We start from the raw sequence: 19,598 nt of genomic DNA on the forward strand, positions 1-19,598 counted from the left end.
ATATAAAACTTACACTTTATCCGTGAATGGTATAACGATAAAGCCATTGAGCACCTCCATCTTTACGCTTATGAAGAAGCAAGCCGGCACCATCATTATATTTGCCAGCCCCCAATGTTGCGACAGACCTTGCATTAAGACGGTTCATAAGAGCCATTTTTAGTCCTTTCTTCTATAGTTTTTACCCACACGCCAGCCCCGCTTTTGATGTGCAAATGAGTGATTTAATTGATGCAAGATAAACAGATTTGAAATGAGAGAATCTTACGTTATTCGAACCTCTCATTCAATATGAATAACGCTAGATTATCATTATAAATCAATGTGTTGTCAATGAATGACAATAGGAACGAGGTTTATAGCTTAATTTGGATGGATAATATTGCTTACTGTGTTGAAAAAGACGGACTTCCCATGTCCATTGACTACTTTCTCGCAAATCCACACATACACTGATTTGCAAGAGAGTTAATTATAGTGTTGATCTTAAGATATAAGCAAACAAGAGATCGATCTTACTTTTTCAACGATAGAGGAAGTGCTGATAGAAACTCTATCAAGTAAGTCTTTTTAAATTATGTACACCCTTTTTATTGGAGAGCGTTAAAGATCTGATTATAATTTTTGCTATTAATTTCTAAAGGATGTTCTTTATTGGCAATTTGTAGCATTTCTAGCTTAAGATCTTCTCTTATCATCATATCTATATTGGCACGGATATCAGGTGAAAGAGTATGAGGCGTGATATCTTTAGGCATCGTTACAGACTTTATTTGATAAACAATACGGTTTGTTGCAACCGGACCTTTTATGATGCCATAATGACCTTGGGTACCAGAAAATAATGTTTTAATTCCTTCAACACCGAGGATTTCAGAGGGATCCTGACGCCGGAGGAGGGGCGTTGTTTGTTTTGTAACACCAAGTGTCTGAGCAAGGGCAACAAGATTTTTTCCTTCCATAAGCTGTTTGAGAGCATTTTGGGCTTTTCCATCAAGAAGGCGTTGGATTTCCTCACTTTTCCATTGAGAAAGAACATCTATCTTAGCTTCTTCCAGTGTTTTATTACGGGCAGGAATAATTTTATCAACCTTATACCAGAGATATCCACTATTTTGAAAAGAGAGAGGATCAAGATCGACGCCTTCATTTGATTGATAGATGGCATTTAGTAAAGTATCTTGTTGAGGCAAATCCGTGAGGATTGTACCTTCAAGCGTTTTGCCTGTTTTATCAAGGGTAATTGTACGCAGAGTTAACTTGTATTGGTCAGCAAGCTCTTTAAAAGTAGCGCCTTCAAAACGAGCATTTTCAATGGCAACATAATTGTTACGGATATCATCAGTCGCACGATTTTTGGCAAGTGTTTGGCGAATATTTTCTTCTACACTTTCAAAAGGAAGAGAGCTTGCAGGTTCAATATGTATGACGCGAATGAGAACAGGTCCCTGTAAATCATTTATTACAGAACTGACTTGCCCTTGTTGGAGTTCAAAAACTTCAGATGCGAGATGATTAGGAAGTTCATTTTCTGAAAGAGGCCCTTTTTTTATGTCATTAAGAGTCTTTTTTTCAGCTTTTACCAGTTCATCAAAACTCACTCCATCGGCTATTTTTTTTGCAGCATTATCGGCTTCTTCGCGTGTGGGAAAGCGCAGTTCTTCGAATGTGCGCTTTTCAGGCGTTACAAAACGTGACGCATTTTGGGTATAATAGGCTTTTGCCTCATCTGTTGAGATGTCTTTGGGTTTTACGAAATTATTAAGCTCCATTGATAGCAAAGAGACAGTGCGGTATTCTGGAGCGCGAAATTTACTTTGATGTGTTTCAAACCATTTTTGCAGTGTTTCTTGATCAGGATCAGCAATTGTTTGCTTTTCTTTTAGATCAATAACGAGATAATCAGCGCTTCGCATTTCTCCTTGATAAAGAGCAAGTGCTTTATAAAAGAGATCGGGTGCTTTCATCTCGGAAAGTAAAGCCGCAATAAGTTGAGTACGCTTTTCTTGTTTGGTATAATAATTAAGAAAAGCACTTTCACTGATACGCAAATGCTGAAGATAATTATAAAATAAATTTTTATCAAATGTACCATTTATCTGGAACATCTTATCAGAACCAATCGTATGAGCGATTGTATCTTTTGAAAGACTTATTTTCATTTGACGGACTTGTTCATCAAGCAGTACATTTTGTTGTAATTGATTAAACACGAAAGCGGGAATTTGGTATTGCTGCATTTCATTTGGTGTAAACATCCGTCCAAGATGAGCTGCCTGTGCTAAACGTGCACTTTGATCGGCAAGTGCGAGACGATAATCATCGATAGTTACGATGGACTTCCCAGAAGTAATAAGATCTCTTTCGCTTTTGGTGTGTAAATGTGGTATCCCCCATAAAAGAATGAAGCATAAGAGTAAAATAGCAAGGAAAATTCTGCAAATCCAAGAATTTGTAGCACTTCTTATAACGTCAAGCATTGTTCAATCCCATTTTTAATATATTACCAAAGCAGCAACGGAATTTGCAATAAAGAGACGAAATATGCAAGCTTTTAAAGACTTGCTTTCGTTTTATAATTTGATACTACAGATAAACAAACTGTCTTAAGAGCTCTTGAGGTGAAAATATGTCTCCAAATATTCGGCCTTTTCTTGCTGGAAATTGGAAAATGAATGGAACGAGTGAATCGCTTGGAGAATTGCGGGCTATTGCTACAGGCATGAGCTCTGATCTCAGTCATCTATTTGAAGCGCTTATTTGTGTTCCAGCAACGCTTTTATCGCGTGCTTCTGATACGCTGGATGGTGAAAATCTCCTTTTAGGAGGACAAAATTGTCACTTTGATGATTATGGTCCTTATACGGGAGATATTTCATCTTTTATGCTTAAAGAAGCGGGAGCAAGTCATGTTATTCTTGGGCATTCGGAACGTCGTACAGTGTATCAGGAAAATGATGCAATTGTCTGTGCTAAAGTGCAAGCAGCGTGGCGCGCAGGTCTTGTGGCGCTTGTGTGTGTTGGGGAAACATTAGAGGAGCGCAATAGTAATAAAGTACTAGATGTTCTTGCGCAGCAGCTTGAAGGATCTTTACCAGATGATGCAACAGTAGAAAATACCATTATCGCTTATGAACCTGTTTGGGCGATAGGCACTGGAAATACGGCAACTTCAGAAGATATTGCAAAAGTGCATTATTTCATTCGTGATAAGATGTACTCTCGTTTTGGTGATGAAGGCAATAAGATACGTTTGCTTTATGGTGGATCCGTAAAGCCATCTAATGCCTTGGAGCTTTTAAGGATTCCGCATGTTAATGGGGCTTTGATTGGTGGAGCAAGCTTAAAAGCGATTGATTTTTTAACGATTTGCGATGTTTGTCGTAAATTATAGCAGAGAAATTTGAGTTCCCCCTTGGATTGTGTGTTATTTATGTGTAAAGAGCTATGAAAGAGTTATTGGAAGAGCAGGGTTTATGCAAACAGTACTTATTATTATTCATTTATTGATTGTGATTACTTTGGTTGGGGTTATCTTAATCCAACCTTCAGAAGGTGGTGGGCTTGGTATGAGTAATAGCTCAGGGTTAATGAAAAGCCGTGGAACTCAAAATCCTTTAACACGTTTGACAGCTATTTTAGCCTATTGTTTTTTTGTTGTGTCCATTGTACTTACTGTTGTGGGAAGTATATCAGATTCGAGTTCTGATATTTTAAAGCGTATACCGGTTAGTTCAGAGCAGAATTCTACCAATAAAGGCTCAGAATCAGTTCCATCATCAGATGGTGAGTCTTCCCCTTCTATTCTTGAACAGCTAGAAGGCACTCCAGATTCTTCGCAGGAACAAAAATCGCTCACAAATCCTGAAGTGGAAACTCCAGTTCCACCGGTTCTTGAAAAGACAGTTCCAGATAACATTACAAAATAGTTTTTTAAAGAAAATATAGACTTTTAAAAAGGTGATTTTTTCACCTTTTTTATTTTAGAAGAAAAATTGTTTCTTTTTGCATTTTTTGCTGGAAAAATCATTATAAATTGCTTATCACCATAAGCCCATGGCACGTTATGTTTTTATTACTGGTGGTGTGGTTTCTTCCCTTGGAAAAGGCATCGCAGCGGCGGCGTTAGCAGCGTTATTACAGGCTCGTGGTTATCGTGTACGTCTTCGCAAACTTGATCCTTATTTAAATGTTGATCCAGGGACGATGTCACCTTATCAACATGGTGAAGTATTTGTGACTGATGATGGTGCGGAAACGGATCTTGATCTTGGTCATTATGAGCGCTTTACTGGGCGTTCTGCAAACAGCCAAGATAATATTACAACAGGGCGTATTTATCGCAATATCATTAAACGAGAACGGCGAGGGGATTATTTAGGAGCAACAGTTCAAGTTATTCCTCATGTTACAGATGAAATTAAGCGATTCATTACGACCGAAAATGAAGAATTTGATTTTGTTTTGTGTGAAATAGGTGGGACGGTTGGTGATATTGAAGCCATGCCTTTTCTAGAAGCGATTCGCCAGCTTGGTAATGAGCTTTCCCGACAAAATGTCGTTTATGTCCATCTTACATTAATGCCTTATATTCCTTCGGCAGGTGAATTAAAAACGAAACCAACACAACATTCTGTCAAAGAATTACAATCAATTGGTATTTCTCCTGATATTTTACTTGTGCGTACAGATCGGTCTATTCCAGAAACAGAGCGGTGTAAATTATCACTTTTTTGCAATGTTCGCGCCAATGCCGTGATTCAGGCATTAGATATGCCAACAATTTATGATGTTCCCATGGCATATCATAAAGAGGGTTTAGACTCTGAAGTTCTTTGCGCTTTTGGAATCGATTCGGCTCCTCTTCCTCAAATGGATCGTTGGAAAGATATTACGCATCGCATTCACCATCCTGAAGGAGAAGTTACAATTGCTGTTGTGGGAAAATATATGGGCTTAAAGGATGCTTATAAATCTCTTATCGAAGCGATTGCGCATGGTGGTTTAGCAAATAAAGTGAAAGTTAATATTGAGTGGATTGATTCGCAACTTCTTGAAAAAGAAGATTCTATTTTAGCTTTACAAAAAGCGCATGGAATTTTGGTTCCTGGGGCTTTTGGGGCTCGAGGGGCAGAAGGAAAAATTCGAGCAATTCAATTTGCACGAGAGCGTAAAATTCCATTTTTAGGGATTTGTTTTGGAATGCAATTGGCTTGTATAGAAGCTGCGCGCAATATCGCACAGATTGAGAATGCTTCATCAAGTGAGTTTTGCGAAACAGAAAATCCAATTGTAGGTTTAATGACAGAATGGCTCAAAGGTGATGTTCTTGAAAAACGGACAAGAAATGGTAATCTCGGCGGATCTATGCGCCTTGGTGCTTTTGCTGCTGAATTAAAAGAAGAAAGTCATATTGCCAAAATTTATGGGATGACAAAGATTGTTGAACGACATCGTCATCGTTATGAGGTCAATATTGATTATAAAGATAAGTTAGAACAGTGTGGTTTGATTTTTTCTGGCATGTCTCCCGATGGTATTTTGCCGGAAACGATAGAATATGCAGATCATCCATGGTTCATTGGTGTTCAATATCATCCAGAACTAAAATCACGTCCTTTTGATCCACATCCGCTTTTTTCTTCTTTTATTGAGGCCGCTGTAGAACAAAGTCGATTAGTTTAATGCATAAATTTGGTTACTTTTCTTTTGAGGGATAAAATGACGAAACCAAATGCTCGTATAAAAGTTGGAAATATTGTTTTTTCCAATGAAATGCCTCTTTCATTAATTGCAGGGCCGTGTCAGATGGAAAGTCGCGAGCATGCTTTTGAAATGGCTGGTTGTATTAAAACAATGACCGATCAGCTTGGTATCGGATTTGTTTATAAATCGAGTTATGATAAAGCTAACCGAACTTCTTTGAGTGCAGCACGTGGCATTGGTCTTGAAAAAGCAATGGCTATTTTTTCTGATTTAAAAAAAGAGTTTGATTGCCCCATATTGACTGATGTGCATACCGAAGAGCAATGTAGAATTGTTTCTTCTACGGTTGATATTTTACAAATACCTGCTTTTTTATGTCGTCAAACAGATCTTTTGATCGCAGCCGCCAAAACAGGGTGTGTTATTAATATTAAAAAAGGTCAGTTTCTAGCTCCGTGGGATATGGAGAATGTTTTAAAAAAGGTTGTTCACAGTGGTAATCCAAATGTTATGCTTTGTGAACGCGGCACATCATTTGGTTATAACCGACTTATTTCGGATATGCGTTCATTACCTATTTTACGTTCATTTGGGGCTCCTGTTATTTTTGATGCAACACATTCCGTCCAAGAACCTGGAGGGCATGGGGCTTCATCTGGTGGACAGCGTCAATTTGTTGAAGTTTTAGCGCGTGCAGCTGTTGCTGTTGGGGTTGCCGGTATTTTTTTAGAAACACATCAAGATCCAGATCATGCACCTTCTGATGGACCTAATATGGTTAAAATTGATAATTTACAAAGATTGCTTGAGACTTTAATGGAATTTGATGATTTGTCAAAGAAGTTGAATTAAGAAGAAAAAAATATTTTACTCATAGGGCTTTAGAGATGAATTGCGGCTTTTATTGGATAAGGAAACATAGATGACTATAATTGTCGATATCATTGGACGTGAAATTCTTGATAGTCGTGGTAATCCGACAGTAGAAGTTGATGTTCATTTAGAAAATGGAGCTTTTGGTCGCGCTCTGGTTCCCTCAGGAGCTTCAACGGGCGCGCATGAGGCTATAGAGCTTCGTGATGGTGGTTTGCGTTATCAAGGGAAAGGTGTTGAAAAAGCGGTTGCTGCAGTCAATGGCGAAATTCTTGAAGAACTTGTTGGACAGGATGCAAGAGATCAAATCGCTATTGATCAAGCAATGATTGCTCTAGATGGAACGCCAAATAAGGCGCGTCTTGGTGCCAATGCACTTCTTGGTGTTTCATTAGCTGTTGCAAAAGCAGCGGCGAACTCATTAAATTTACCTTTGTATCGTTATATTGGTGGACCACAAGCGCATATTCTTCCAACACCTATGATGAATATTATTAATGGTGGCGTTCATGCTGATAACCTGATTGATTTTCAAGAGTTTATGATTATTCCGGTAGGCGCCCCTACTGTGAAAGAAGCCATCCGTTATGGTGCTGAAATTTTCCATGCGTTGAAAAAGCGTTTAAAAGATGCGGGGCATAATACCAATGTTGGCGATGAAGGTGGTTTTGCGCCTCAATTTAAAAGTGCAGATCAAGCCATTGATTTTATTATGGAATCAATCATAACATGTGGTTATAACCCAGGTGAGCAAATTGCCATTGGTTTAGACTGTGCTTCCACTGAATTTTATAAAAATGGTTCGTATTTTTATAAAGGTGAGGGAAAATGTCGTGATATGGGGGAACAGGTAGATTATTTGGCGCAGCTTGTGAAAAGTTATCCTATTGTTACCATTGAAGATGGAATGGCAGAGGATGATTGGGAAGGTTGGAAGCTTCTCACGGATACAATTGGAGAAAAATGTCAGCTTGTTGGCGATGATTTGTTTGTAACAAATTCAGCGCGTTTGCGTGATGGTATCAAAATGGGGGTAGGCAATTCTATTCTCATAAAAGTTAATCAAATTGGGACATTGAGTGAAACACTTGATGCTGTAGAGGTCGCCCATAAAGCAGGTTATCGTGCCATTATATCTCATCGCTCAGGCGAAACAGAAGATTCTTTCATAGCAGATCTTGCGGTTGCAATGAATTGTGGACAAATTAAAACAGGTTCTCTTGCACGTTCGGATAGATTAGCAAAGTACAATCAACTTATTCGTATTGAAGAAATGCTAGGGTCCCAAGCACATTATGCTGGTAATATATATCGTTGATCATTGGGAGCACAAAATATGAAAGTATAAGATCATTTAGATTATGAAATTGAGATTTCTTATCAAAGGCAGGTAACAATCATTTATAAGCATTTAAATTTATAGGGATTAAGATGAGAGGTGTAATTATTAGTCAAGATCAAGGAACGTATCTCGTTTCTGGTGATGATGGTAAGCGTTATCAGTTTGCGACTTGGGATTGGATGGGAAAGAAGCCACCAAGGATTGGTGATACTGTTGATTTTGTCTGTGAAGGAGGTGTGGTCAGTTCTGTTTTCCCATTGTTGAGACTAGGTACAGAGAATTCAAAGATAATGTTTGCACTCCTTTGTTGGTGTGCAGGTGTCTTTGGAGTCCATCGCTTTATGGTTGGGAGAGTCCGAACGGGTGCTTTAATGCTCGTTCTATCTTTATCGATTGCTGGATTGGTGATTACCGGTATTTGGGCAATTGTTGATTTTATACTCATTCTTGCTGGAAAATTTACGGATAAAAATGGGAATCAAATTACAGATTTGTAAAAATCTTATAATAATGTCATAAGTAGGTAATTAAGGTCGCTTTTTATTTTTATAAACATATTAAGTTCATCATGCCGAATTGTTGTACTCTAATTTCTTTAATGTGACATATTAAGAAAAATATGCACAGTTAAATTAAAGTATTGAAAAAGACTGTGCTATTTTATATGGGTAAAATAGCGAAGTAAATCAACTAAGATGTATTTTATGTTGCTGCTTATAGCAGCAGAAGACATTAGATTATTGGGGGGGATCAAAGCTATTTTAATTTCACATTTATCACGGCTGCTACAAATTTTATTTTCGCTGTGGATTTAATTAATATATCATCAGATTAGAAATAATCTCTTTATGAATAACACATAAGGAGCAGCTTTATAGGTGGGCAAGGATGAAGGGTAAGATTATTGGTCAGGATCAAGGAGATTATTTCGTTTCAGGGGCTGATGGTAAGCGCTATCAATTTGCAAGTTGGGATTGGTTAGGGAAAAAACACCAAAGGTAGGGGATACCGTTGATTTTGTATATGAAGATAATGTTGTTAAATCTGTTTTCCCTCTTTTGAGTGAATCGCAGTCAGACAAATCAAGGTTAGCGATAGCACTTGTTTGTTGTTTTTTTTGATGGTTGGGAATTCATCGCTTTATGGCTGGTAAAGTTGGAACGGGCATCGCACTGCTTCTTATAAATATAATAAGTTTGATGATTATACCAATTTTTTTATAGGGCTTATAGGGATTTTTTTAATAGTTATACCTTGGGTATTGATTGATTTTATAGTCATTTTAACAGGAAACTTTAGAGACAAAGATGGATGTCAAATCACAAGTTAGTGGGATATCCAATATTTGTAATATAAAAAGTTGGTCATCTGGCTTACTTTGATTATCTTAAGGGGGGGATAAATTGGTGATAACAAATTGTTTGCATGTGTAGATTGAGTAATGAGGTGTTAATCAAAATCGTGCATAGTTAGGCGGAATATTAAGAAACCTGTGCTGTAGAGACTGTGCTATTTTATGTGGACAAAGCAGAAACGTCGATCAATAAAAGTACGCTTTGTACTACCTCTCATGACGGTGGGCGTTTTGAGCTATTTCAGTTACCACATTTATCATGGTGAGTATGGATTATATTCACGCAGTGAAGTTAATCAATATATTAGCGAATTAGAAAAGGAGCTTCATAAAATAGAAGCTGAGCGGGAATTCATTGAAAAGCGTATTTCTCTTTTACGCAATGGACATATTGAAAAGGATATGTTGGATGAGTATGTCCGAAAGAATTTAAATTTTTCTAAGCCAAATGAATTGACAATCTTAATGCCTTCAAATGATCCCAAAGGTAAGTGAAAAATCGCTTAATTTAGACAACAAACAGCAATGATATTGTTTAAGCCGATTGATAAGGCTTGTAACTTTTGTTCGTAAAGGTTATTCCTAAATAATCATAAAAGGGAGTTTAATATGGCAGAACGACTTAAAAAAAATTCTGCGTCGGTGGCGCGCACTGCATTATCAAGCACCACAAAGAAAGCACCAATAGCAGATTTTACAAAAGAGGAAGAAATTAATGCCTATCGTGAAATGCTTTTAATTCGCCGTTTTGAAGAAAAAGCAGGACAACTTTATGGTATGGGGCTTATTGGGGGATTTTGTCATCTTTATATTGGGCAAGAAGCTGTTGTTATAGGAACATTAAAGGCTGCCAAAGAAGGTGATCAGGTTATTACGTCTTACCGTGATCATGGACATATGTTAGCCGTTGGGATGAGTCCACGTGGTGTCATGGCAGAATTAACGGGACGCCAAGGAGGATTTTCCAAAGGCAAAGGTGGTTCGATGCATATGTTCTCTAAAGAAAAGAACTTTTATGGTGGACATGGTATTGTTGGCGCGCAGGTTCCCATAGGTTCAGGTTTGGCATTTTCGAATCAATATCTTGGTAAAGATAATGTGACATTGGTTTATTTTGGCGATGGCGCTGCAAATCAGGGGCAGGTTTACGAAAGTTTTAATATGGCTTCACTTTGGAAGCTGCCCGTTGTTTATATTATTGAAAACAATCAGTATGCTATGGGAACATCCGTTTCACGTGCATCTGCAGAAACGGATTTTTCTCGTCGTGGTCTTTCTTTTGAAATTCCAGGTATTGTTGTTAACGGCATGGATGTTCGATCCGTAAAAGGAGCTGCTGATGAAGCAATTTCTTGGGCTCGATCGGGTAAAGGGCCAATCATTCTTGATATGCAGACCTACCGTTATCGTGGTCATTCCATGTCTGATCCAGCAAAATATCGCTCTAAAGAAGAAGTCCAAAAAATAAAAGAGGAACACGATCCGATTGATCAAGTAAGAAGTCGGATTCTTAAACAAAATTGGGCGAGTGAAGATGATTTAAAGTCTATTGAGAAAGAGGTCCGTGCAATTGTTGCTGATGCGGCAGATTTTGCACAAAGTGATCAAGAGCCAGATGCTTCTGAGCTCTATACTGATATTTTAGTTTGATGCGAGGGAAGCAAGTATGTCTATTGATATTTTGATGCCGGCGCTTTCACCAACTATGGAAGAAGGTAAACTGTCTAAATGGCTCAAGAAAGAAGGTGATAAGATTAGCATTGGCGATGTTATTGCTGAAATTGAAACGGATAAGGCAACAATGGAAGTAGAGGCCGTTGATGAAGGCACTCTTTGTAAAGTTTTTGTGCCTGAAGGTTCTGAAGGCGTAAAAGTTAATAGTGTTATTGCGTTTTTGTTAGAAGAAGGTGAGCGTGCTGAGGATATTTCGCAACCTACCGATACAGCACAAAAACCTAAAGCGTCCTCCCCTTCTCTTCCTTTGTCAGTTCCCCAGTCTCTTGTTTTGGTGACACCTCCTGACTGTGATATTCCAGCGGGAACACAAATGGTGACAATGACAGTCCGTGAAGCGCTTAATCAGGCTTTGGCTGAAGAAATGCGGCGTGATGAAACGGTTTTTCTCATGGGGGAAGAGGTTGCGCAATATCAAGGAGCCTATAAAGTTAGCCAAGGTTTGTTGGCAGAATTCGGGGACAGGCGCGTTATTGATACCCCAATTACAGAGCACGGCTTTGCTGGACTGGCTGTTGGTGCTGCTTTTGGAGGATTACGTCCTATTGTCGAGTTTATGACCTTTAATTTTGCCATGCAGGCAATGGATCAAATTATTAACTCAGCAGCAAAAACACGTTATATGTCTGGTGGACAAATGACTGCTCCTATGGTTTTCCGTGGTCCCAATGGCGCGGCTGCTCGTGTTGGTGCTCAACATTCTCAATGCTATGCTGCATGGTATAGTCATATACCAGGTTTGAAAGTTGTTATGCCTTATAGTGCTGCGGATGCAAAAGGTTTGCTAAAAGCTGCTATTCGTGATGATAATCCTGTTATTTTTCTTGAAAATGAAATTTTATACGGGCATCAATTTGAGGTTCCTCAACTTGATGATTTTATTTTGCCTATTGGTCGGGCACGACTTCATAAGTCTGGACAAGATGTGACGATTGTTGCATGTGGGATTGGCATGCATTATGCTGTTCAAGCGTTACCAGAACTTGAAAAACTTGGTATTGACGTTGAATTAATTGATTTACGAACCATTCGTCCGATGGATCTTCCAACAGTTCTTTCTTCTGTTAAAAAAACAGGTCGTTTGGTAACAATCGAAGAGGGTTTTCCTCAGTCATCTGTAGGAACTGAAATAGCAACGCGTGTTATGCAGCAGGCTTTTGACTATCTTGATGCACCCATTGCAACGATTTCTGGCAAAGATGTTCCAATGCCTTATGCTGCTAATCTTGAGAAGTTGGCTTTACCTGATATTGCTGAAATTATTGAGGCTGTTAAGGCCGTGACATACCGAGCATAACGGAGGAAAGCACAATGCCCATTAAAATTACAATGCCAGCGCTTTCCCCTACGATGGAAGAGGGAAATTTAACAAAATGGAATATTAAGGAGGGCGATAAGGTTTCCTCTGGAGACGTTATTGCTGAAATTGAAACGGATAAAGCGACGATGGAAGTCGAGGCCGTTGATGATGGTACAGTTGCCAAAATTGTTGTTCCTGCCGGAACACAAGGCGTTAAAGTGAATGCTTTGATTGTTGTTTTAGCAGAAGAGGGTGAAGATTTAGCTGAAGCAGCAACAGTTGCAGAAGAGACTTCTGCTTCTATAAAACAAGAAGCAAAAGGCATAAAACAGGTAGATTCTCTGAAGCAGATGGACTCAAAGGGGACAAAAATGTCTCATGAATCATCAGTTCAGCAATTAATACAGCAAGATGAAAAGGGGATTCGTCTTTTTGCTTCTCCCCTAGCGCGGCGATTAGCTTCTCAGGCAGGTCTTGATTTATCCCTTATTTCTGGAAGTGGTCCCCATGGACGTATTATCAAGCGCGATGTAGAAAAAGCCATGGGCGGTGATCTTTCTCAAGCTTCTTATTCGTCACAAATCGGAGAGGGAGGCGCAGCAGGTGTTTCTGAGAAACAGATATTGCAACTCTTCAAAGAGGATGAATATATTTTTACATCCCATAATAATATGCGTAAAACGATCGCTACACGTTTGGTAGAATCAAAGCAAAGAGTCCCACATTTCTATGTGTCCGTAGATTGTGAACTTGATGCACTATTAGCGTTGCGTGCACAACTAAATGCTGCAGCACCAATGGTTAAGACGTCGGAAGAAGCTAAGCCTACTTATAAGCTTTCTGTTAATGATATGGTAATAAAAGCCGTTGCACTTTCTTTAAAAGCGGTTCCTGATGCAAATGTCTCTTGGCTTGAAGGTGGAATGCTTCATCATAAACATTGTGATGTTGGGGTTGCTGTTTCTATTCCCGATGGATTAATTACACCGATTATTCGCCATGCAGAGGAAAAGCCGTTATCGCTTATTTCCAAAGAGATGAAGGATTTTGCAAAGCGTGCGCGTGAGCGTAAATTAAAAATGGAAGAATATCAGGGGGGAACAACAGCTGTATCAAATATGGGAATGTATGGTGTGAAAAGTTTTTCTGCTATTCTTAACCCACCCCATGCGACGATTTTTGCGATTGGTGCAGGAGAGCAACGCGCTGTGGTTAAAAATGGTGCATTAGCTGTTGCAACAGTTATGACGGTTACACTTTCTGTTGATCATCGTGCTGTCGATGGTGCTTTAGCAGCAGAGTTAGCACAGACTTTTAAGAAGATAATTGAAAATCCATTAGCAATGTTGATTTGAACAACAATTCTTCACGTAAATTATGAGAGTGTGTGTTAAGAGAGTGAAAGCAAATTAAAAAAGTTTGAAGAGTAATACTATTGCTTTTTCTGGTTTGGGTAAAGCATTTATGTGAAGTGTAGAGTAGAAACATAAGATAATTTTATCATGTTGTTTTTCAATTTTAAGTTCAAAAAGTGCATATCCATTTTATATATATCCATGGAGGAATACTGTGGCAAATCTTTATGATGTGATTGTGATTGGATCAGGTCCAGGCGGATATGTAACTGCAATTCGTGCCGCGCAATGTGGCTTTAAGACTGCAATTGTTGAGCGTGAACATCTGGGAGGGATTTGTTTAAATTGGGGGTGTATTCCAACAAAGGCTCTTTTACGTTCGGCGGAAATGAAACATTTTGCTGAGCATGCGAAAGATTATGGACTAAAAATTAATGGTTCAATTGAAGCAAACATTCAAGATATTGTGACACGTTCACGCGGCGTTTCAGCACGTTTAAATGCTGGTGTTGGTTTTTTAATGAAAAAAAATAAGATTGATATTATCTGGGGTGAAGCAAAGCTTACGAAAGAAGCAAGAGGAAGCCAACCTGGGGAAATTATGGTTTCTTCATCCTCAAAACCGGTTATGCAACCGCAAAATCCAATCCCTAAAGGAACATTAGGGAAGGGGACTTATCAAGCAAAGCACATCATTATTGCAACAGGAGCACGTCCTCGTGTCCTTCCAGGTATTGAGCCAGATGGAAAGCTCATTTGGACTTATTTTGAAGCCATGATACCGCCAGCAATGCCGAAATCGCTTTTGGTCATAGGGTCTGGGGCTATTGGTATTGAATTTGCTTCCTTTTATCATGATATGGGAGCAAAGGTCGCTGTTGTTGAAATGATGCCTCATATCATGCCCGCTGAAGATCTTGAAATCTCAACATTTGCTCGTAAACAGCTAGAGAAAAAAGGTTTACGTATTCTTTGCCACGCAAAAGTAACGAAGGTTGAAAAAGCTTCCAATTCTGTGACAATACATATTGATGTTAAGGGCAAAACAGAGACAATGACTGTTGATCGAGTGATTTCCGCTGTTGGGGTTCAGGGTAATATTGAGAATCTTGGGTTAGAGGCGTTGGGGGTAAAAACCAATCGTGGGTGCATTGTAACTGATGAATGGAGTTGGACAGGGGTTGCGGGTGTTTACGCTATCGGTGATGTGGCAGGTCCTCCTATGTTAGCCCATAAAGCAGAAGAAGAAGGCGTGATATGTATTGAACATCTTGCGGGCTTAAAGAGTGTTCATCCGCTTGATAAGAAAAAAATTCCAGGGTGCACCTATTGTACACCGCAAGTTGCGTCTGTAGGGCTTTCAGAAGCAGCAGCAAAAGAAGCAGGTTATGATATACGTATTGGTCGCTATTCTTTTTCCGCAAATGGCAAGGCGATTGCTTTGGGTGAAGATCAGGGGTTAGTAAAAACGATTTTTGATAAAAAAACAGGGCAGCTTCTTGGAGCTCATATGGTAGGAGCTGAGGTAACAGAACTGATACAGGGTTTTGTTATTGCCATGAACCTTGAAACAACAGAGGAAGAATTGATGCATACTGTCTTTCCGCATCCGACCTTATCAGAAATGATGAAAGAAAGTGTATTGGATGCTTATGGTCAAGTTTTAAACGCTTGATGATTGGGTTTGTGTGAAAAATCTTATATTTTTCATTGCTACTTCGTATTTATAAGGCAAAGGCTTAAATGGTTACGGTTGTTGATAGAGTTACGAATAGACGTTTGCGTCACCCTGAAAAGGCTCATCGTCCGGATACAAGCGTACAGAAAAAGCCGGATTGGATTCGTGTAAAAGCGCCAACATCACCGATCTATAAAGAAACGCATGGTATTGTACGCACACATAAGTTAGTGACTGTCTGTGAAGAAGCAGGTTGCCCTAATATCGGTGAATGTTGGAGCCAGCGGCATGCCAGCTTTATGATTTTAGGGGAAATATGTACGCGTGCTTGTGCTTTTTGTAACGTTGCAACAGGTATTCCACTTGCTGTTGATGAGAACGAGCCAGAACGTGTAGCCGATGCTGTTGCACGGATGGAATTAAAGCATGTTGTCATTACATCGGTTGATCGTGATGATCTTACGGATGGTGGTGCTGAGCATTTTGCAAAAGTTATTTATGCGATTCGTCGAAAAGCGCCTAACACAACAATTGAAGTTCTTACACCTGATTTTCGTCATAAGGATGGTGCTTTAGAAATTGTTGTTGCTGCTAAGCCTGATGTTTTTAATCATAACTTAGAAACAGTTCCTTCTAAATATTTGAAGGTTCGTCCGGGCGCACGTTATTTTCATTCAATTCGTCTGTTGCAACGCGTAAAAGAACTTGATCCAACCATTTTTACAAAATCGGGCATTATGGTTGGCCTTGGGGAGGAACGAAATGAAATTCTGCAATTAATGGATGATTTACGCTCTGCGGATGTTGACTTTATGACAATTGGACAATATTTGCAGCCTACGCGAAAACATCATCCAGTTATTCGTTTTGTCCCTCCTGAAGAATTTGAGTCTTTTGCCAAGATTGGTAAAGTGAAGGGTTTTTTACATATGGCTTCCAATCCTCTGACTCGTTCATCTCATCATGCAGGAGATGATTTTGCTATTTTGCAAAAAGCGCGTGATGAAAAATTTTCCTTACAGAGATAATTATGCCAACTTTTTCAACACATCGGCAAGTTGCCCATAGTGCTCGTGAAATGTTTGATCTTGTGTCAGATATTGAACATTATCCTGAGTTTTTGCCCATGTGTGAGGCTTTAATAATACGTTCTCGCAAGGAATGTGACCAAAAGACATTGCTTCTTGCAGATATGACCGTTGGCTATAAGGTTATTCGAGAAACGTTTACGACCCAAGTTTTTCTTCAGCCAAAAAAAGGTTTTATAGAGGTTAACTATATTGATGGTCCATTTAAATATCTTGAAAATCGTTGGGTCTTTCATACTATTGAAAATACCAATGCCTGTAATGTAGAGTTTTTTATTGATTATGAATTTAAAAGCAAAATACTTGGTCGTGTAATGGGCTCAATGTTTGATATTGCATTTCGTAAATTTACTGATGCTTTTGAAAAACGTGCCCATCAGATTTATGGCTCTGCGGTAACATAGCTTATTCTGTTATTTTTTAACAATAAGTATTGCTTATAAAAGCGTGAAGGTAAAAACTGGTTTCTCTCTTTACGATTTGTTTTTAATTCAGCTTTTCGGCTTTTAAAAGCATATAAAGAAAGATCATTTTAAATAATGGAGATGACGCATAGCTTCACGCTTTTGTTTCTCTCTTTTTAAATGGGTGCGCATCCCTTAAAAAAATGCCCAAAATAGAATATGCTTGCGTTCCATCCTGTCACCATAGCGTTCGTAAATAGTATAAGTCTTCCGTAAAAGTGTATAAAATCTATTGTGCACAAACATCTTTACACGTATGAAGAAAGAGGTAAGTTTGCGCTATTTGTTTGCCATCTCTCAAATATCGCGCTAACGCTTGGCATTTGAGGGAAATATAAGCAACCCTTTCTTTAATAATTTTTATCCAGACAGCTTTTCTCATTTGTGATGTACGAGTGAATAAATTTGATTAAGTTAATATAAATAGGATTGAAATGAGATAACCTTGAAATATTCAGGTATTTCCATTTTAAGTTATGATATAATAAGTTATTTTGATAGTGAGAATTACGGACTCCAATGTGAAATAGGGAGTTTTAAATTGGTATGAAGAATTCAGTGAAGTCGTTCCAGAATCATTTGAAAAGCATTTTCAACAGTTGCATGGCGGATAGCTTTGCGATCAAGATGACCAAAGTGCATTTCTTTGTGCAGGGGGGAGTGGTTTTTGTAAGCAACGGCACAATGCACAAGTCCTACAGGTTTGTTCAGATTTGCACCTCCTGGGCCAGCAACTCCTGTTACAGAAACCGCAATGTCAGCTTGTGAATTTTTTAATCCACCCTCAGCCATTGCAAGAGAAACTTCTTTTGAAACGGCACCATAAGTTTTTATAAGTTCAGCACACACGCTAACAAGGCGTGTTTTGGATTCATTTGAATAAACAACAAATCCACAATCGAGAACATCTGATGATCCTGCAATATTTGTGAGGCTTGCAGCAATGAGTCCTCCTGTACAAGACTCTACAGTTGTTAACAACAATCCTTTTTGGCGACAGATATTAAGAACTTCACGCGCTTGTTTTTCACAAAAATATATCATTTTGGAATTTCTCCTGGATAAAGAACACTTGCTGTTGCCAAAGCTGCAATGCCTTCGCCACGACCAATAAATCCAAGTTTTTCATTTGTTGTTGCTTTGATTGAGATTCGGTCAGATGTCATTGCAAGTATTGTCATAAGATTTTCTACCATAGCATGACGATAGGGGCCTATTTTAGGTTCTTCGGCGATCAAGGTGATATCCACATTGGCAATACGCCCCCCTGCTTGTGTAACAAGAGCAAGAGCATGGCGTAGAAAAATTTCTGATGATGCATTTTTCCATTGAGGATCAGAGGGAGGAAAATGTGTACCGATATCTCCAGCACCTTGAGTTGCAAGAAGAGCATCTGTTAATGCATGAAGAGCAACATCCGCATCGGAGTGTCCATTTAATTTTTTATGAAAAGGAATTTTTTCACCACATAATGTAAGACAATTCCCTTCTTCAAAAGAATGAACATCATAACCATTGCCAGTACGGATATCAGGAAACATTTGCATTTTTTTCTGGAGATATAAATGGGCAGTATCAAAATCTTTGTGCCATGTAATTTTTATATTATGAGGATCACCTGGAACAGTAAGCATAGGAATCCCAAACCATTCGGCAATTGCACAATCATCAGTGAAGTCTTCTTTGCCATCTTGTTTTGCTTGTTTATGGGCCGCTAAGATATGTTTAAAGGGAAAACACTGTGGCGTCTGTGCACTATAAAGATGGGTACGGGGAATTGTTTCTAAAACATGCTGATGATTGACGCGTTTAAGGGTATCAGAAATGGGTAGAACAGGAAGAACGCCTTCTTTAGGCGTGAGAGCGTTATGAATGTTATCAAGGAGCTTGTTTTCGATAAAGGGACGTGCTCCATCATGAATATGCACATATTGGGGATTGAATTTTTTAAGTGCCTGAAGTCCATGTAAGGTAGAGATTTGGCGTGTATTGCCCCCTTCAACGATAATAAGGCGCTCTTTAAATTCGGCGAGTGCTTTTTCACAGATTTGATGATCTTCTGGATGAATAACAAGAACAATTGTCGTGATAGCTGGATGCTGCAAAAAACAATGCACGCTATGATAAATAATCGGCTTTTGTCCTAGAAGCCAATATTGTTTTGGAATTTTATGGGGAGATCCTGCTCTTTCACCACGTCCAGCGGCTAATATTATTGCTGCAATAGAAATACTAAATCTCCTTATGTTATAACTTTAGTTGATTATTTATTAACTTTAAAATGATTTTGAAAGGATGGTCGTTGTAGATCAGCAAGTGATATCACGGATAACACCTCAAAAAAAGCATTTAATGCTTTGTAAAGTGCGGTATTTAAACCACAAAAATCGATCAATGGGCAATTCGATTCTGCAGTATTGAAACATTCTACGAGGGAAAAGTTATCTTCTGTTACTTTCAAAATATCAGCAACAGAAATCTCTTCTGCGGGTTTAGCCAATTTAACACCACCATTGCGTCCACGCACGGTTTGTATAAAACCTGCTTGAACAAGCGGTTGAAGGATTTTAAATAAAAAAAGTTCTGAAACAGCATATGTTTTAGCAATTTCTGGAACACGACTGAGCGATCCCTGATTATCTGCACAATACATGAGCATTCGAAGAGCATAATTCGTTTGTTTTGTTAATCGCATCTCATTTCC

17 protein-coding genes and 2 pseudogenes are annotated in these 19,598 nt (G+C 38.8%); 14 read left to right on the forward strand and 5 right to left on the reverse strand.

Features of this window, described 5'->3' with window-relative positions; translation table 11 throughout:
- Positions 1–19 precede the first annotated feature (19 nt).
- Positions 20–157 (reverse strand): annotated as a pseudogene (locus tag HWX04_RS05085) (integrase); the annotation flags it as partial.
- A 433-nt stretch (positions 158–590) separates the two neighbouring features.
- Positions 591–2,480, reverse strand: a complete 1,890-nt coding sequence (locus HWX04_RS05090) for a peptidyl-prolyl cis-trans isomerase (protein ID WP_175869117.1) — start codon at positions 2,478–2,480, stop codon at positions 591–593.
- A 149-nt stretch (positions 2,481–2,629) separates the two neighbouring features.
- On the opposite strand from HWX04_RS05090, the gene tpiA reads away from it, so the two are divergent.
- The 14 genes and pseudogenes from tpiA (at position 2,630) to HWX04_RS05160 (ending at position 16,834) form a co-directional block, all read left to right on the forward strand.
- Positions 2,630–3,394 carry a triose-phosphate isomerase gene (tpiA, locus tag HWX04_RS05095; RefSeq protein WP_175869118.1) on the forward strand — a complete coding sequence of 255 codons (765 nt, stop codon included), beginning with the start codon at positions 2,630–2,632 and terminating at the stop codon, positions 3,392–3,394.
- Positions 3,395–3,476: 82 nt separating this feature from the next.
- Positions 3,477–3,929, forward strand: a complete 453-nt coding sequence (gene secG / locus HWX04_RS05100; protein WP_175869119.1) for a preprotein translocase subunit SecG — start codon at positions 3,477–3,479, stop codon at positions 3,927–3,929.
- 127 nt (positions 3,930–4,056) lie between these two features.
- Entirely contained in the window at positions 4,057–5,685 is a 1,629-nt protein-coding gene (gene pyrG, locus HWX04_RS05105; protein ID WP_175869120.1) for a CTP synthase, read from the forward strand.
- A gap of 36 nt (positions 5,686–5,721) precedes the next feature.
- The gene (gene kdsA / locus HWX04_RS05110) at positions 5,722–6,558 is read left to right on the forward strand and encodes a 3-deoxy-8-phosphooctulonate synthase (protein WP_175869121.1); all 837 of its coding nucleotides are present in this window, start codon (positions 5,722–5,724) and stop codon (positions 6,556–6,558) included.
- Positions 6,559–6,628: 70 nt separating this feature from the next.
- Positions 6,629–7,897, forward strand: coding sequence for a phosphopyruvate hydratase (eno, locus tag HWX04_RS05115; protein WP_175869122.1), 1,269 nt, complete (start codon positions 6,629–6,631; stop codon positions 7,895–7,897).
- A gap of 113 nt (positions 7,898–8,010) precedes the next feature.
- Positions 8,011–8,418, forward strand: a complete 408-nt coding sequence (locus HWX04_RS05120; protein ID WP_175869123.1) for a TM2 domain-containing protein — start codon at positions 8,011–8,013, stop codon at positions 8,416–8,418.
- A 391-nt stretch (positions 8,419–8,809) separates the two neighbouring features.
- Positions 8,810–9,251, forward strand: a pseudogene (locus HWX04_RS05125) (TM2 domain-containing protein).
- Positions 9,252–9,437: 186 nt separating this feature from the next.
- Positions 9,438–9,770: an FtsB family cell division protein gene (locus HWX04_RS05130; protein WP_175869124.1), complete on the forward strand. Its 333-nt coding sequence runs from the start codon at positions 9,438–9,440 to the stop codon at positions 9,768–9,770.
- A 114-nt stretch (positions 9,771–9,884) separates the two neighbouring features.
- Positions 9,885–10,925: a pyruvate dehydrogenase (acetyl-transferring) E1 component subunit alpha gene (gene pdhA, locus HWX04_RS05135; RefSeq protein WP_175869125.1), complete on the forward strand. Its 1,041-nt coding sequence runs from the start codon at positions 9,885–9,887 to the stop codon at positions 10,923–10,925.
- A 16-nt stretch (positions 10,926–10,941) separates the two neighbouring features.
- Positions 10,942–12,306: a pyruvate dehydrogenase complex E1 component subunit beta gene (locus HWX04_RS05140; protein WP_175869126.1), complete on the forward strand. Its 1,365-nt coding sequence runs from the start codon at positions 10,942–10,944 to the stop codon at positions 12,304–12,306.
- 14 nt (positions 12,307–12,320) lie between these two features.
- Positions 12,321–13,664 carry a pyruvate dehydrogenase complex dihydrolipoamide acetyltransferase gene (locus HWX04_RS05145; RefSeq protein WP_175869127.1) on the forward strand — a complete coding sequence of 448 codons (1,344 nt, stop codon included), beginning with the start codon at positions 12,321–12,323 and terminating at the stop codon, positions 13,662–13,664.
- 214 nt (positions 13,665–13,878) lie between these two features.
- Positions 13,879–15,339: a dihydrolipoyl dehydrogenase gene (gene lpdA / locus HWX04_RS05150; RefSeq protein WP_175869128.1), complete on the forward strand. Its 1,461-nt coding sequence runs from the start codon at positions 13,879–13,881 to the stop codon at positions 15,337–15,339.
- 68 nt (positions 15,340–15,407) lie between these two features.
- The gene (gene lipA / locus HWX04_RS05155; RefSeq protein ID WP_175869129.1) at positions 15,408–16,370 is read left to right on the forward strand and encodes a lipoyl synthase; all 963 of its coding nucleotides are present in this window, start codon (positions 15,408–15,410) and stop codon (positions 16,368–16,370) included.
- Between the two features lie 2 nt (positions 16,371–16,372).
- Positions 16,373–16,834, forward strand: a complete 462-nt coding sequence (locus HWX04_RS05160; RefSeq protein WP_175869130.1) for a type II toxin-antitoxin system RatA family toxin — start codon at positions 16,373–16,375, stop codon at positions 16,832–16,834.
- 615 nt (positions 16,835–17,449) lie between these two features.
- Here the strand turns inward: HWX04_RS05160 and HWX04_RS05165 are convergent.
- Genes HWX04_RS05165 through rirA form a run of 3 tightly spaced genes read right to left on the reverse strand, consistent with a single transcriptional unit; the run spans position 17,450 to position 19,589 of the window.
- On the reverse strand, positions 17,450–17,938 hold the full coding sequence (locus HWX04_RS05165) for a CinA family protein (protein ID WP_175869131.1): 489 nt from the start codon (positions 17,936–17,938) through the stop codon (positions 17,450–17,452).
- Complete coding sequence (locus HWX04_RS05170) at positions 17,935–19,125, reverse strand: bifunctional 2-C-methyl-D-erythritol 4-phosphate cytidylyltransferase/2-C-methyl-D-erythritol 2,4-cyclodiphosphate synthase (protein ID WP_175869138.1); 1,191 nt, start codon at positions 19,123–19,125, stop codon at positions 17,935–17,937. Before HWX04_RS05170 ends, HWX04_RS05165 begins: the two co-directional genes overlap by 4 nt.
- Positions 19,126–19,157: 32 nt before the next feature.
- Positions 19,158–19,589 (reverse strand): iron-responsive transcriptional regulator RirA, encoded by a 432-nt coding sequence (gene rirA, locus HWX04_RS05175; RefSeq protein WP_175869132.1) that lies wholly within the window; start codon positions 19,587–19,589, stop codon positions 19,158–19,160.
- Between the last annotated feature and the right edge of the window lie 9 nt (positions 19,590–19,598).

The organism is Bartonella gabonensis (assembly GCF_903679515.1).
GTDB lineage: Bacteria > Pseudomonadota > Alphaproteobacteria > Rhizobiales > Rhizobiaceae > Bartonella > Bartonella gabonensis.

Excerpts from the sequence above, each read along its gene's own strand:
- HWX04_RS05120 (WP_175869123.1), top strand. The coding sequence starts at position 8,011 with ATGAGAGGTGTAATTATTAGTCAAGATCAAGGAACGTATCTCGTTTCT.
- HWX04_RS05130 (WP_175869124.1), top strand. The coding sequence starts at position 9,438 with ATGTGGACAAAGCAGAAACGTCGATCAATAAAAGTACGCTTTGTACTA.
- tpiA (WP_175869118.1), top strand. The coding sequence starts at position 2,630 with ATGTCTCCAAATATTCGGCCTTTTCTTGCTGGAAATTGGAAAATGAAT.
- rirA (WP_175869132.1), bottom strand. The coding sequence starts at position 19,589 with ATGCGATTAACAAAACAAACGAATTATGCTCTTCGAATGCTCATGTAT.
- HWX04_RS05145 (WP_175869127.1), top strand. The coding sequence starts at position 12,321 with ATGCCCATTAAAATTACAATGCCAGCGCTTTCCCCTACGATGGAAGAG.
- pdhA (WP_175869125.1), top strand. The coding sequence starts at position 9,885 with ATGGCAGAACGACTTAAAAAAAATTCTGCGTCGGTGGCGCGCACTGCA.
- HWX04_RS05160 (WP_175869130.1), top strand. The coding sequence starts at position 16,373 with ATGCCAACTTTTTCAACACATCGGCAAGTTGCCCATAGTGCTCGTGAA.
- lipA (WP_175869129.1), top strand. The coding sequence starts at position 15,408 with ATGGTTACGGTTGTTGATAGAGTTACGAATAGACGTTTGCGTCACCCT.
- eno (WP_175869122.1), top strand. The coding sequence starts at position 6,629 with ATGACTATAATTGTCGATATCATTGGACGTGAAATTCTTGATAGTCGT.
- secG (WP_175869119.1), top strand. The coding sequence starts at position 3,477 with ATGCAAACAGTACTTATTATTATTCATTTATTGATTGTGATTACTTTG.
- HWX04_RS05165 (WP_175869131.1), bottom strand. The coding sequence starts at position 17,938 with ATGATATATTTTTGTGAAAAACAAGCGCGTGAAGTTCTTAATATCTGT.
- pyrG (WP_175869120.1), top strand. The coding sequence starts at position 4,057 with ATGGCACGTTATGTTTTTATTACTGGTGGTGTGGTTTCTTCCCTTGGA.
- kdsA (WP_175869121.1), top strand. The coding sequence starts at position 5,722 with ATGACGAAACCAAATGCTCGTATAAAAGTTGGAAATATTGTTTTTTCC.
- HWX04_RS05140 (WP_175869126.1), top strand. The coding sequence starts at position 10,942 with ATGTCTATTGATATTTTGATGCCGGCGCTTTCACCAACTATGGAAGAA.
- HWX04_RS05090 (WP_175869117.1), bottom strand. The coding sequence starts at position 2,480 with ATGCTTGACGTTATAAGAAGTGCTACAAATTCTTGGATTTGCAGAATT.